The organism is Streptomyces sporangiiformans, assembly GCF_005768555.2.
Taxonomy (GTDB): domain Bacteria; phylum Actinomycetota; class Actinomycetes; order Streptomycetales; family Streptomycetaceae; genus Streptomyces; species Streptomyces sporangiiformans.
In genome coordinates, this window is sequence record NZ_VCHX02000122.1 from 1 (window position 1) to 13,822 (window position 13,822).

12 protein-coding genes and 1 tRNA gene are annotated in these 13,822 nt (G+C 69.3%); 10 read left to right on the forward strand and 3 right to left on the reverse strand.

The annotated features are described in order from the left end of the window. The 3 genes from FGD71_RS15950 to FGD71_RS15960 form a co-directional block, all read left to right on the forward strand. Positions 1–1,113 (forward strand): AIM24 family protein (locus FGD71_RS15950; protein ID WP_140935900.1); only part of this gene is annotated, 1,113 nt, incomplete at its 5' end. Between the two features lie 13 nt (positions 1,114–1,126). Beyond that, entirely contained in the window at positions 1,127–1,807 is a 681-nt protein-coding gene (locus FGD71_RS15955) for an AIM24 family protein (protein ID WP_119101123.1), read from the forward strand. 16 nt (positions 1,808–1,823) lie between these two features. After that, positions 1,824–2,579: an AIM24 family protein gene (locus FGD71_RS15960; RefSeq protein WP_119101124.1), complete on the forward strand. Its 756-nt coding sequence runs from the start codon at positions 1,824–1,826 to the stop codon at positions 2,577–2,579. A 272-nt stretch (positions 2,580–2,851) separates the two neighbouring features. Here the strand turns inward: FGD71_RS15960 and FGD71_RS15970 are convergent, their stop codons facing one another. Together FGD71_RS15970 and FGD71_RS15975 are read right to left on the reverse strand one after the other, a co-directional pair. Further along, positions 2,852–3,367: an NUDIX hydrolase gene (locus tag FGD71_RS15970; protein ID WP_119101126.1), complete on the reverse strand. Its 516-nt coding sequence runs from the start codon at positions 3,365–3,367 to the stop codon at positions 2,852–2,854. Further along, positions 3,364–4,803 (reverse strand): zinc-dependent metalloprotease, encoded by a 1,440-nt coding sequence (locus FGD71_RS15975; RefSeq protein WP_119101127.1) that lies wholly within the window; start codon positions 4,801–4,803, stop codon positions 3,364–3,366. Before FGD71_RS15975 ends, FGD71_RS15970 begins: the two co-directional genes overlap by 4 nt. A 190-nt stretch (positions 4,804–4,993) precedes the next feature. On the opposite strand from FGD71_RS15975, the gene FGD71_RS15980 reads away from it, so the two are divergent. The 4 genes from FGD71_RS15980 (at position 4,994) to FGD71_RS15990 (ending at position 8,149) form a co-directional block, all read left to right on the forward strand. After that, entirely contained in the window at positions 4,994–6,106 is a 1,113-nt protein-coding gene (locus FGD71_RS15980; protein WP_119101128.1) for an SDR family oxidoreductase, read from the forward strand. A 125-nt stretch (positions 6,107–6,231) separates the two neighbouring features. Continuing rightward, on the forward strand, positions 6,232–6,693 hold the full coding sequence (locus FGD71_RS15985) for a molybdenum cofactor biosynthesis protein MoaE (protein ID WP_119101129.1): 462 nt from the start codon (positions 6,232–6,234) through the stop codon (positions 6,691–6,693). Between the two features lie 117 nt (positions 6,694–6,810). Continuing rightward, positions 6,811–6,975: a hypothetical protein gene (locus FGD71_RS47405; RefSeq protein WP_162931141.1), complete on the forward strand. Its 165-nt coding sequence runs from the start codon at positions 6,811–6,813 to the stop codon at positions 6,973–6,975. Positions 6,976–7,054: 79 nt separating this feature from the next. Then, positions 7,055–8,149 (forward strand): YlbL family protein, encoded by a 1,095-nt coding sequence (locus FGD71_RS15990; RefSeq protein WP_119101130.1) that lies wholly within the window; start codon positions 7,055–7,057, stop codon positions 8,147–8,149. Between the two features lie 94 nt (positions 8,150–8,243). On the opposite strand, the gene FGD71_RS15995 is transcribed toward FGD71_RS15990, so the two are convergent. Beyond that, on the reverse strand, positions 8,244–8,801 hold the full coding sequence (locus FGD71_RS15995; protein WP_162931142.1) for a PPA1309 family protein: 558 nt from the start codon (positions 8,799–8,801) through the stop codon (positions 8,244–8,246). A gap of 136 nt (positions 8,802–8,937) precedes the next feature. Between FGD71_RS15995 and FGD71_RS16000 the strand changes: the two genes are divergently transcribed. The 3 genes from FGD71_RS16000 to FGD71_RS16010 form a co-directional block, all read left to right on the forward strand. Beyond that, positions 8,938–11,859 (forward strand): UPF0182 family membrane protein, encoded by a 2,922-nt coding sequence (locus FGD71_RS16000; RefSeq protein ID WP_119101132.1) that lies wholly within the window; start codon positions 8,938–8,940, stop codon positions 11,857–11,859. 65 nt (positions 11,860–11,924) lie between these two features. Further along, positions 11,925–11,998: transfer RNA gene (locus FGD71_RS16005), tRNA-Met, on the forward strand. Positions 11,999–12,227: 229 nt separating this feature from the next. Next, a partial coding sequence (locus FGD71_RS16010; RefSeq protein ID WP_140935901.1) for a tetratricopeptide repeat protein occupies positions 12,228–13,822 on the forward strand: 1,595 nt, incomplete at its 3' end.

Genomic DNA, 13,822 nt, shown 5'->3' on the forward strand with positions numbered 1-13,822 from the left:
GCAGGACCCGCAGCCCCGGCCCCGGCTCCCGGCCCCGCGCCGCAGCCCGCCCAGGGCTTCGCGCCGCCCCAGGGACCCACCCCGACGCCGGCGCCCGCACCCCCGGTGCACGCCGCGCCGACCATCGTCGCGCCCATGAGCCCGCCCGGCGGTGCTCCGGTACCGCCCCCGGCTCCCGCTCCCGCGCCCTACGGGCAGCCGGGCCAGCAGCAGCCTCCGTACGGCCAGGCCCCCGGCCCGAGCGCGCCTCTGCCGCCCGGCTACGCGCAGCCCCAGGCACCTCAGGCGCCCCAGGCGCCGGCCCCGCCTCCGGGCTACGGCCAGCAGACCCCGCCCCCCGGCTACGGCCAGCAGCCGCCGTTCGGCCAGGTCCCCGGCCAGCCCGGTGCGCCGGGCGCTCCGGGTGCGCCTGGCGCGTACGGAGTACCGCAGGACGTTCCTCAGGGCGGTGCCGGTGTCGCCGCGGCTCTGCAGCCGTACAAGGAGGCGCCCACCGGTCAGCGCTGGACGCCGCAGAACAAGAAGATGATCCGCGTCGACCTCGGTGCGGGCGGCGACCAGGCCGTGCTCGCCCGCCAGGGCAGCATGGTGCTCTACCAGGGCAAGGTCGACTTCAGCTACAAGGGCGCCGGATTCTCCGGCCGGATCGTGGGCAACGCGACCGGCCAGGAGATGCAGTTGATGCGCTGCTCGGGTCGCGGCCAGGTGTTCCTCGCCGATAACTCGGCGATGCTGCACCCCATCGAGCTGCAGGGCGACGCCGTCTGTGTCTCCGCGGAGAACGTCCTCGCATTCGACGAGACGCTGCAGTACGAGGTGCGCCGCGTCGAAGGCCATGGCATCCCCGGAGGCGCGCTGTTCACGATGCAGTTCCAGGGGACGGGCACGATCGTCGTGAAGACGCACGGCGTGCCGGTCGTGCTGCCGGTGACGCCGACGACGTTCGCAGACTGCAACGCGGTCGTCGCTTGGTCCGCCGCCTCCCAGGTGATCGTCTCCAGCCAGGTCCGGATGCGCCGCAACGCCTACCCGGGCGACACCGGAGAGAGCGTGAACCTCCAGTTCCGTGGCGCGCCCGGCAATTTCATCGTCGTCCAGCCGTACGAGGTCTGAGGGAGCCCGTCCTATGAACCAGCAGCTCGCGGGCTTTGCCCCGGCACCCGTCGCCGCGCGCATGGAGAACCACGGCAACCACATGCTCAAGGTCGCCATGCAGACCGGGAACGACCTTCTCGCGCGCGTGGGGTCGATGGTCGCCTACGAAGGGTTCGTCCAGTACGAGCCCAACCCGCCGGCCGTGCGCCAGATCGCCAAGGACTGGATGACCGGTGAGGGCGCGCCCCTCATGAAGTGCTCCGGAGACGGCCTGCTCTACCTCTCCGACTACGGTGCGAACGTCGTCGTCATCAACCTCAACGGCGACGGGATCTCCGTCAACGCCACCAACCTGCTCGCCTTCGACGCACACCTCCAGTGGGGCGTCGAACGCGTCAAGGGGCTGGCGAAGTTCGCCGGACAGGGCCTGTGGAACACCAAGATCTCCGGGCAGGGCTGGGTCGCGCTGACCTCTCGGGGCAAGCCCATCGTCGTCGACTGCGGAGGCGGCGAGGACGAGACCTACGTCGACCCCGACGCGCTCGTCGCCTGGTCCCCGAACCTCAAGGTGAAGGGCAAGCGCAGCTTCAAGGCGCAGTCGCTGATCGGACGGGGCAGCGGCGAGGCGTATCAGATGGCGTTCTCCGGACAGGGCATCGTCGTCGTCCAGCCCAGTGAGGACAGCACCGACCGTCTCCGAGTCCGGGGCTGAGGGGGAGTCAGACACCATGCAGAGCCCGCTTTTCGCCTACAACGAGCAGCAGTCCCAGGAGCGTTACAGCCTGCAGAACAAGCAGATGCTGCGCGTCGTTCTGGAGGGCCACGACGACATCCTCGCCCGCAAGGGCACCATGGTCGCCTACCAGGGACTGGTGGAGTTCGACGCCGAGTACCAGAACTCCGGTCAGCAGCGCTCCCGTGCGCACACCGGGGAGGGCCTCGACCTGATGCGCTGCCACGGGCAGGGCAACGTCTATCTGGCCAACCTCGCCCAGCACATCCATGTGGTGGACGTGGAACAGGACGGCCTCACCGTGGACGGCAGCTATGTCCTGGCGATGGACTCCTCGCTGCACTACGACGTGATCGCCGTGGACAGCCAGTACGGCATCTCCGGCTCGGGCAAGTACCAGCTCAACATCACCGGACGCGGCAAGGTCGCTCTGATGACCTCGGGGATGCCGCTGATGATGCAGGTCACGCCCGACCGGTACGTCAACTGCGACGCCGACGCCATCGTGGCCTGGTCCACCAGCCTGCGGGTGCAGATGCAGGCACAGACGCATTCCTCCGGAGTGTGGCGGCGCCGCGGCAGCACCGGTGAAGGCTGGGAGCTCAGCTTCATGGGCACGGGTTACGCGCTCGTCCAGCCCAGCGAACTGCTGCCCCCGCAGAACGCCGTGATCGGACAGGGCGTACGCGCCCAGTACGGCATGGGGCAGCAAGGCGCCCGTGGGCAGAACCAGGGCAACGTCTGGAACTAGTGCCCCGACAGGCAACGTTCGCCCCGTCGCGACGCCCGGCACGCCCTCTCGCCGCACCGGCCGAAAGCCCAAGTACGTCCAGTACGAGGACTTCCGGCCGGCACGCCGAGAGCACGCACCGGACGCCGCTCCTTGACGGGCAAACGTTGCCTGCCGCGGCACTAGCCTTCCGCGGAAGGAATCGGTAAGGGGCGACCGCCATGGCGGCCNACTAGCCTTCCGCGGAAGGAATCGGTAAGGGGCGACCGCCATGGCGGCCGCCCCTTACCTCTTCAGAGCTTGGCCCGCGTGGCTTCGAGGAGTCGCACGACGGAGTCGTCCGCCACCTCCGCCACCTCGTCGTAGGAGAACCATCGCAGGTCGAGCGACTCGTCGCTGATCTCCTCGACGGCTCCGGCCGGGGCGAGCGCGGCGTACTGCACATCGAGGTGCCAGGCGCACGGTGTCAGATGCCGGTCCAGGCGGACCGGTCCGCCTGGGAGCAGGGTCAGACCCTGGATGCCCGACTCCTCGGTGGCCTCCCGCCGCGCGGCAGCCGCCAGCGTCTCGTCCTCCGGCTCGCAGTGGCCGCCCATCTGCAGCCACATACGCATCTTCCTGTGGAGGGTCAGCAGCACACGCTCCCGCTCCGGGTCGATGACGAGAGCGCTCGCTGTGATGTGTCCGGCCCCGCAGGCCTTCCACATGCCGTCCGGATGAGCCTGAAGATGGTCCAGATACGTCTGGCGCAGCTCTTCCTGGTCCTCGTAGCTCTTCAGTACGAGGACCGTGTCGTCGTGGAGGCTCACTCGGTGTCGTCGCCCTTGTCTTCGTTCTTGTCGTCGTCCTTCTTCAGGTTCGGCTTCTCGGCCGGGCCGTCCGCGGCCTCCCCGAGCATCTTGTCCAGCTCGGAGAAGTCCAGCTGCTCGCGGTGCACGAAGCCGTCCGGGTCGTCCAGGTCGGACGCGGTCGGCAGCATGTCCGGGTGCGCCCACAGGGCGTCACGGCCGTCGACACCGCGCGCGTCCGTGAGCGACGCCCACAGGCGCGACGCGTCCCGCAGCCGGCGCGGGCGCAGCTCCAGGCCGATCAGCGTGGCGAAGGTCTGCTCGGCCGGACCGCCCGAGGCGCGGCGGCGGCGCAGCGTCTCGCGCAGCGCGTCCGCGGACGACAGACGCGGCTTGGCGGCAGCGTGCACGACCGCGTCCACCCAGCCCTCGACGAGTGCCAGCGCCGTTTCCAGCCGGGCCAGCGCAGCCTTCTGGGCCGGTGTGTCCTCCGGCTGGAACATGCCCTGCTGGAGTGCGTCCTGCAACTGCTCGGGGTTCGACGGGTCGAGCTGACCGACCACGTCCTCCAGCTTGGCCGTGTCGACCTTGATGCCGCGTGCGTAGCCCTCGACCGCACCGAACAGGTGCGAGCGCAGCCATGGCACGTGTGCGAACAGGCGCTGGTGGGCGGCCTCGCGCAGGGCGAGGTAGAGCCGCACCTCCTCCTGCGGTACGCCGAGGTCCTTGCCGAACGCCTCGACGTTCACCGGAAGCAGCGCGGCCTTGCCGGCCGGTCCCAGCGGAAGGCCGATGTCGGTCGAGCCGACGACCTCGCCCGCGAGCACACCCACGGCCTGCCCGATCTGCGTACCGAACATGGCGCCGCCCATGGAGCGCATCATCCCGATGAGCGGGCCCGCCATGGCCTGCATCTCCTCGGGAAGAATGTCGCCCATGGCCGCGCCGACGCGCTCGGCGACCGGGTCGACGAGTTCCTTCCACACCGGCAGGGTCGCCTCGACCCACTCCGCGCGGCTCCAGGCCACCGCGGTACCGGCACCGGACGGCAGGGACGTCGCGTCGTCCAGCCACAGGTCGGCCAGGCGCACGGCCTCATCGACCCCGGAGCGCTCGGCGGGGCCGATGCTCGAGTCCTTGATGCCGTCCGGGGTGCCCTGGGAGACCGTCTGGCGGGCGATCTGCTTGGCCATGTCCCAGTTCACCGGGCCGCCCTCGTACGAGAGCATCTGGCCCAGCTGCTGGAACGCGGCGCCCAGGTCGTTGGGGTTCAGCGAACCGAACATTGCGGCGAGCGGGTTGTCGGCTCCAGGGCCGCCAGGACCTCCGGGCAGCCCGAAACCGAACGGGTTGGCAGGTCCCTGACCACCACCGCTCTCCTGGTCCTTCTTCTTGCCCTCGTCGCCGTTCTCCGGCTCCTCCGGCGGAAGGCCGAATCCGAATGGGGTGTCACTCACGGGATTCCTCGGCTGTTAAGGCCGCCGGTTCTTTCCGACGGCGGCTGCCCGACATCACCACCCAGCGTAGACACCGCAGCCGGTTCGGGCCTCAATGCTTCGCCGACTCCGTGGCTGCGGCAGGATGGATGTCACCTGGTACGTACGCGTCACGCGCGTCCTTACTGAACACAACCGCTGGAGACGCCCGGTGAGTTCCCCAGATCCGCAGGTTCGCGCAGCGCGAAACCCCTCAACCAGTCCGGCCGTCCGCGGCCCTGTCGTAGCGGTGACCGGCGCCGCGGACGGCGTCGGCGCGCTGCTCACCGAGCGGCTCGCCGCCAGCGACGACATCAAGCAGGTCATCGCCATCGACGAGCGGCGCGGCGAGTGCGCGGGCGCGCAGTGGCACATCCTGGACGTCCGGGACCCCGCGATCGCCGACAAGCTGCGCGGCGCGGACGTCGTGGTGCATCTGGCGCTCGACCTCGATCTGGAGACCGACACGGCCGCACGCACCGCGTACAACGTGCGCGGCACCCAGACCGTGCTCACCGCCGCGGCCGCCGCCGGTGTCCACCGCGTGGTGCTGTGCACCTCGGCGATGGTCTACGGAGCACTGCCCGACAACGAACTGCCCCTCTCCGAAGACGCCGAACTGCGCGCGACCGCCGAGGCCACGGGCGTCGGCGACCTCCTGGAGGTCGAGCGGCTCGCCCGGCGGGCGCCCCGTGCGCACCCCGGGCTCAACGTCACCGTCGTACGGCCCGCCGTGCTCGTCGGGGGCACCGACACGGCCCTCACCCGCTACTTCGAGTCGCCTCGGCTGCTGGTCGTCGCCGGGTCCCGGCCCGCCTGGCAGTTCTGCCACGTCGAGGACCTGTGCAGCGCTCTGGAGTACGCCGTCCTGGAGAAGGTGGAGGGGGAGCTGGCCGTCGGCTGCGACGGGTGGCTGGAGCAGGAGGAGGTCGAGGAGCTCAGCGGGATCCGGCGGATGGAGCTGCCCTCGGCCGTCGCTCTGGGCGCCGCGGCCCGGCTCCACCGGATCGGGCTCACACCGTCGCCGGCCGGGGACCTCGCGTACACGATGCACCCCTGGGTCGTCAGCGGGAGCCGGCTCCATGACGCCGGGTGGCGGCCGCAGTGGACCAACGAGGAAGTTCTCGCCGAGCTTCTGGAGGAGGTCGCCGGGCGGCACACCGTGGCCGGGCGCCGGCTCGGCCGCAAGGACGCGACGGCGGCGGGGGCCGCGGGGGCGACGGTCGCGCTGCTTGGTACGGCGGCGCTCGTCCGCCGGGCGCGAAAGGCCCGGCGCCGCATCTGACGTGGCGGGGCGGTGTGCGGCTGCGGCCTGAAGGGCCTCGCCCCCGGACGCCGGGCGGCACGCGCGCGTGGCGGCCCGTGGGAGTGCTGTTCCGTGTTGTCGGTGGGGTGGGGCACGATGGGCGTATGGAACAGACGAACGGTCATCCAGGTGAGCAGGCGGCGCAGGATCCCATCAAGCTGCTGGCGATCCGGGAGACGGCCCTTTCCGTGGACGAGGTCTTCCGTGCTGTCGGGGACGAGGCCGCCGGAGGGACCGCGCTGTTCGTGGGGACGGTCAGGAACCACGACGGGGGAGCGGGCGTCGACGCGCTCGGCTACTCCTGCCACCCCAGTGCCGAGTCGGAGATGCGGCGGATCGCGGAGAAGGTCGTCGCCGAGTATCCGGTGCGGGCGCTCGCGGCCGTTCACCGGGTGGGCGACCTCGCGGTCGGGGACCTCGCCGTCGTCGTCGCCGTCTCCTGCCCGCACCGCGGCGAGGCCTTCGAAGCCTGCCGGAAGTTGATCGACGACCTGAAGCACGAAGTGCCCATCTGGAAGCATCAGAGGTTCTCCGACGGTACGGAGGAATGGGTGGGTGCTTGCTGATCGGTGCACGCCCGTCTTCCGGTTGCGTAACCCCACCCCTGCCGTGAGCGTTGACCAGGTGGATGGTTAATCTGCTGATCAGTCAGTTGCGGTCGCTCATGGGGTTGGGAGGTCGGCATGGCGGTGCTCGCTTGGTTGCTGATTCCGTTTTTGGCTGCGATCGGTGCCGGACTGTGGGGAACCTGGGTGGGCCGGAACAGCAAGACGTCCGGCGACGGTACCGAGCTCGCGGGCTACACGCGCTTCCGTGAGGCCATGGAGAGGTCGCGCACGGACGCCTGACCAGGCCTGACAGGCCCCTGAGGCCCCGTACGGGCGGCCCCGACGGTGCGCTTACAGGGTGGTCCCGTACTGTCGTTCCATGCCACGCCGCACCGCGACGATGCTCGCCTCCACCCTGATGCTGATCGCGCTCCTGTGCGCGGGAGTCTTCATCAATGTGCCGTATTCGGAGATGTCACCGGGCCCGACGGTGAACACGCTCGGCGATCACGACGGCGAGCCGGTGCTGCAGATCTCCGGTCGCAAGACCTACCCGGCGACCGGGAACCTCAACATGACCACGGTCCGGGTCACGAGCGCCGAGTACAACATGAACCTCGTCGAGGCCGTGTACGGCTGGCTGGCGCATGACAACAAGGTGGTCCCGCACGACACGCTCTACCCCAACGGCAAGACGGAGGAGCAGTCGACTCAGGAGAACGCCGAGGAGTTCAGTCAGTCCCAGGAGAGCGCCAAGGTCGCGGCCCTCAAGGAGCTGGACATCCCGGTGAAGTCCTGGACCATCGTCTCCTCGGTGCTCAAGGGCAGTCCGGCCGAGGGCAAGCTGCACGCGGGCGATGTGATCAAGAGCGTGGACGGTACGCCGGTCAAGGCGTACGACGAGGTGGCAAAGCTGGTCACCAAGCACAAGCCGGGCGAAAAGGTCGTCTTCACCATCGTGCCCGCCAAGGAGCAGGCCGCCGCCGAGAAGGCGAACAAGACGGCCACCCGCACGGAGAAGCTCACGATCACCACGACGAAGTCGAACGACGAGGGCAAGGAGCGCGCGATCGTCGGCATCGCGGCCGGCACCGACCACACGTTCCCGTTCACCATCGACATCAAGCTCGCCGATGTGGGCGGCCCGAGCGCAGGCCTGATGTTCGCCCTCGGCATCGTCGACAAGCTCACCCCGGGCGACCTCACCGGCGGCTCGTTCGTGGCCGGCACCGGCACCATCGACGACGACGGCAAGGTCGGCCCCATCGGCGGCATCGAGATGAAGACGGTCGGCGCCCGCGAGAAGGGCGCCCGGTACTTCCTGACGCCCAAGGACAACTGCGCGGCCGCCACCCGCGACATCCCCAAGGGACTCACGCTCGTCAAGGTCGACACCATCGACGACGCGATGAACGCACTTGAGGACATCCGCGGCGGAGACACGGCCGACCTGCCCGAGTGCACCAAGAGCTAGGTCCTCCGGCGGATCAGGGGCGGCCCCGGCCATGATCCGCCGGACAGGCCTCAGGTGCTCCCCAGCGGATCACGGTCAGGTCGCCCTCGCGGTACTACTCCGCGAACGTCGCCGTCAGAGCCTCGGCCAGCCCCGGTACCAGGTCGGACCCGGTGAGGACCTCGGTCGCCGAGTCCTTCTCACGCAGCCGCAGCGCCGACTCGCGCTTCCCGCCGCGTAGCACCGCGACGGTCATCCGGACCTCCTGGCGCTCGGGGTGCTCGGCGACCCACTTCGCCAGATGCTCCTCGTCGAGGCCCTCCGGCACGGACGCTTCCGCGGACGGCGGCAGCATCAGCCGCTCCACGGACAGGGCGCAGCCGGCCACGGCGTCGGGCCAGGCGATGGTGCCGAGGAACTCGTCCAGCGGGGTACCCGCGGGGAGTTCGTCCTGTTCGATGGGGGTGAGAGCACCGGCGGCCGCGTCGTCGCCGATGCCGAGGCGCTCCGCGAGACCCGGCTCCTGGGAGCGCAGTTGAGCGGTGTCGACGAGGGCGAAGAGTCGGGCGGGCTGGTCCCAGCCGAGTCCGGAGACGTACTCGTCGATCTCGAGCACGGCGCGGGTCAGAGGGCCGGCCGCCATGGGCGTGCCTGTGGAGGCGGTGTTGGACATGGTCACAATCCTGCCTCGTTCGACCCCGGAACCGGGAACCGAGTAAAGCATCAGTAAGTTGCATAGATGTGGCCCCGCGCTCGCCGGGCCCAAGACACCAACAGCGAACTTCGAGGTGCGCACCTTGGCTTTCCAGATGCCGGACCGCGGCGGAGGCCCGACGGGGCCACGGATCAGAGTGGGCCGACCGTCCCGACGGGTCCGGACTCTGCTCATGACGCTGGGCGTCCTGGCCGTGCTGGCCATGGCGTTCGTCATGTTCGCGGGGTTCTGGACGGATTGGCTCTGGTATCGGTCGGTCAAGTACTCATCCGTCTTCACGACGACCCTGTGGACCAAGATCGGACTGTTCTTCGTCTTCGGACTGCTGATGGCCACGGCTGTCGGCGTGAACGTCTGGCTGGCCCACCGGCTCAGGCCGCCGCTGAGCGCCATGTCGATGGAGCAGCAGAGCCTCGACCGCTACCGCATGGGTGTGGCTCCGTACAAGAAGTGGATCCTGCTCGGGATCACCGCCCTGGTCGGGCTGATCGCGGGAGCCTCCGCGGCGGGCCAGTGGCGTACGTGGCTGATGTGGGTGAACGGCGTCCCCTTCAACGAGAAGGACCCGCAGTTCCATCTCGACGTCTCCTTCTACGCCTTCGACCTGCCCTGGTACCGCTTCCTGCTGGGCTTCGGCTTCGCCGCCGCGATCCTGTCCCTGATCGCCGCCGCGCTGACCCACTATCTGTACGGCGGACTGCGGATCACCAGCCCCGGCGCGCGTGCCACGGCCGCGGCCACCGGTCATCTCTCGGTGCTGCTGGGCCTGTTCGTCGCGCTGAAGGCGGTCGCGTACTGGCTCGACCGGTACGGACTCGCCGTGAAGTCCAGTGACTTCAAGGCGACGGGCAACTGGACGGGCCTCAGGTACGTCGACGCGAACGCGTATCTGCCCGCCAAGACCATCCTGTTCATCATCGCCATCATCTGCGCCCTGCTGTTCTTCGCGACCCTGTGGCGGCGCACCTGGCAGCTGCCTGTCATCGGCTTCGGCCTGATGGTGCTCTCGGCGATCCTCATCGGCGGTCTGTACCCGGCGATCGTCCAGAAGTTCCAGGTCCAGCCCAACGAGCAGGCCAAGGAAGCGCCGTACGTCGACAAGAACCTCAAGGCGACCCGCGAGGCATACGGGATCGACGGCACGCAGGTCAGCGACTACGCCGGCACGAGCAACACCGACGACAAGACCAAGCTGCGCGAGGACGCCAACGCCACGGCGAGCATCCGCCTGATGGACCCCAACGTCGTGTCCCCGACGTTCCAGCAGCTCCAGCAGGTCCGTAATTACTACGGCTTCCCGACCAACCTGGACGTGGACCGGTACAGCAAGAACGGCAAGGACCAGGACACGGTCATCGGTCTGCGTGAGCTGAACCTCGACGGCATCCCGAAGAACAACTGGATCAACGACCACTTCCGTTACACGCACGGATACGGCGCCGTCACGGCCGAGGGCACCTCGGCCGACAACGAGGGTCGCCCGGTCTTCACCGAGTACGACCTGCCGTCCAAGGGTGACCTCGGCAAGTACCAGCAGCGGGTCTACTACGGGGAGAAGACCACCCAGTACTCGATCGTCGGCGGTCCCCAGAAGGAGATCGACTACTCGGACGACAGCGGCGAGAAGACCACCAGCTACAAGGGCAACAGCGGGGTCAACCTCTCCAACCCGGTCAACCGTGCCGCGTACGCGGTGGCGTTCAACGAGCCGCAGATGCTGTACTCCGGTGCGATCGGCGAGGGTTCGCGGATCCTCTACAACCGCACCCCCAAGGAGCGGGTCGAGGCGGTCGCCCCGTGGCTGACCATCGACGGCGACGCCTACCCGGCGGTCGTCAACAACAAGATCCAGTGGATCGTCGATGCGTACACGACCACCAACGGCTATCCGTACGCCTCCCGCACCACCCTCGGCGACACGACGGCCGACTCCCTGACCGCTGCCAACAACCAGCGCGCGGTGGTGGCCCAGCAGAACCAGGTCAACTACATCCGCAACTCGGTGAAGGCGACCGTCGACGCGTACACCGGCAAGGTCACGCTCTACGAGTGGGACACCAAGGACCCGGTACTGAAGACCTGGAAGAAGGCCTTCCCCGGGACGGTGAAGCCGAAGGCGGACATCCCGAAGACCCTCATGGACCATCTGCGGTACCCGCAGGATCTGTTCAAGGTCCAGCGCGAGCTGCTGACCCGCTATCACGTGCAGGACGCGACGACGTTCCTCAGCGGCAGTGAGGTCTGGCAGGTCCCGGACGACCCGACGAACAAGTCGGGCGACGCCGTGCCGCCGTACTACCTGAGCATGAAGATGCCGGGTGAGCAGGCCCAGGCCTTCTCGCTGACGACGACGCTCACACCGAACGGCCGGGACAACCTGAGTGCCTTCATGTCCGTCAACGCAGAAGCGGGCACGCCCGGTTACGGCAAGATCAGAATTCTGAAGCTGCCGACGGGCCGAACGATCGACGGACCGAAACGGGTGCAGAGCCAGTTCAACTCCGAGCCGTCCATCGCCGAGTCCATCAAGCTGCTGAGCGGTGGTGACTCGCAAGTCGAGTACGGCAACCTGATGACGGTCCCGCTCGACGGAGGACTGCTCTATGTCGAGCCGGTCTACGTCAAGGGCGGCGGACTCAGGTACCCGCTGTTGCGCAAGGTGTTGGTGACCTACGGAGGCAACACCGCCTTCGAGGACACGCTCGGCCAGGCGCTCGACAAGGTCTTCGGCACGGAGGGCACGACTCCCGAGCCACCGGACGAGGACACGCCCAAGCCACCGCCGGCCACCGGCAACGCGACGGTCCAAGAGGCGCTCGACGACGCCCAGAAGGCCTACAGCCAAGGCCAGGAAGCCCTCAAGAAGGGAGACTGGGAGGCGTACGGCCGCGCGCAGAAGGACCTTGAGGACGCGCTGCAGCGGGCCGAGGACGCCCAGTCCCAGGCCGACAACACCGGTGGTGAGAGCGGCGGCAACGGCGACAACAACAGCGAAGAGAGTGGTGGAAGCGGCTGAGTAGCCGCTGAGTAGCTGGGTGGTAAAGCCCCACCCCGCGCCGTGATACGGTTGCAGAACAACGGCGCGGGGTGGAGCAGCTCGGTAGCTCGCTGGGCTCATAACCCAGAGGTCGCAGGTTCAAATCCTGTCCCCGCTACTGAAGACGAAGGGCCCGAATCCTCAAGGGATTCGGGCCCTTCGTCATGTCCGGATCGTCCCCGTGTTCCCCTGGCTGACCAGTGCCGTCGTGACGAAGGCCGCGCCTTGGGGTGGGAGTTGGGGAAACTGTGTTTCACTTGTCTCTCTGTGGGCAAGTCGACAAAACGCTGTAGTGACCTCACTGACTGCGGTATACCAGGTGTACCCAGGTTGCAGGTGGTGCGACGATGGACGTTATGGGGGACAAGGCAACTCTGTTGGAGACAGGGCGGTTTGTGCAGCCTTCCGACCGGGATGAGGCCGGCGAGGCTGTGGAGGAGGCACGCCAACGGCTCGCCGCGGAATCCGGCGACGTCGAGGCGATGAGCGTCCTCGGAGCCATGCTGCTCCGCCGCGGCGATCTCGACGGAGCCGAGCCTCAGCTTCGTGCTGCCACCGCGGCCGGTGACCGTGCCGCGGCCAACAACCTGGGCGTCCTCCTGCACCAGCGCGGATACGCCGACGAGGCCGCCGGTTGGTGGCGGATCGCCGCCGTCGCCGGATCCGCGGCCGCCGCGCACGCGCTCGGACGCCACCACCGCGAGCGCGGGGACGAGCCCGCCGCCGAGTACTGGCTGCGCCAGTCCGCCGAGCAGGGGCACGTCCTCGGTGCGTACGCGCTCGCCGACCTCCTGGAGCACCGCGGCGATGCCGCCGCCGCCGAGAAGTGGATGCGGGCGGCCGCCGAGCGGGGACACCGGGAGGCGGCGTACCGGCTCGCCCGCGCGCTGGACCGGCGGGCCGCCGGAGAGAGCGCGGGGAAGCGGGCCACTGACGGCGGTGTCGTGGACGCCAGGCCGGTGGATGCAGGGGTGTCCCATGCAGGGGCGTTGGATGCTGAGGATGCTGAGGAGTCCCCTTCCGGGGGGTCGGATGCCGGGCTGCCCGAGGCCGGGTCGTCGGATGCCGGGGTGCCTGGGGCGGAGCTGTCCAAGGCTGGGTCGTCCAAGGCTGGGTCGTCCAAGGCTGGTTCGTCCACCGATGGGTCGTCCGACGCCGGGCTGCCGAAGGCTGAGGTGTCCGCCACCGTGGAGGCCGAGCAGTGGTACCGGCAGGCGGCCGCGCGGGGGCACCGCAGGGCGGCGCTGCACCTCGGGGCCATCCTGGAGAAGCGCGGGGAGCTGAAGGAGGCCGGGCGCTGGTATCTGACGTCCGCCAAGGACGGCGAGGCGCGGGCCGCCTGTGCGCTCGGGTTCCTGCTGCGCGACGCCGGCGACACCGAGAGCGCCGCCGTGTGGTGGCTGCGGGCCGCCCAGGACGGCGACGGTAACGCCGCGAATGCCTTGGGCGCGCTGCACGCTGAGCGCGCCGAGACGCAGACCGCCGAGCGCTGGTACCGCGCCGCGATGGACGCCGGAGATGTGAACGGCGCGTACAACCTCGGGCTGCTCTGCGCCGAGCAGGGGCGGACCGGGCAGGCCGAGCAGTGGTACCGGCGCGCGGCGTACGCGGGACACCGTGAGGCGGCGAACGCGCTGGCGATCCTGTTGCTGCAGGTCGGCGACGCGGCCGGGGCCGAGCCGTGGTTCTCCAAGGCCGCCGAGGCCGGCAGCGTCGACGCCGCCTTCAACCTCGGGATCCTGCACGCGGGACGGCGTGAGGAGGACGCGGCGCTGCGGTGGTACGAGCAGGCCGCCGCCGCCGGGCACACGGAGGCCGCCCTCCAGGTCGGGATCGCCCGGCTGCGGGACGGCGACGAGCTCGCCGCCGAGCGGCATCTGCGGTGCGCCGCCGGCGGCGGGAGCCCGGAGGCGGCGTATCGGCTGGCCGCCGTGCTCGACGC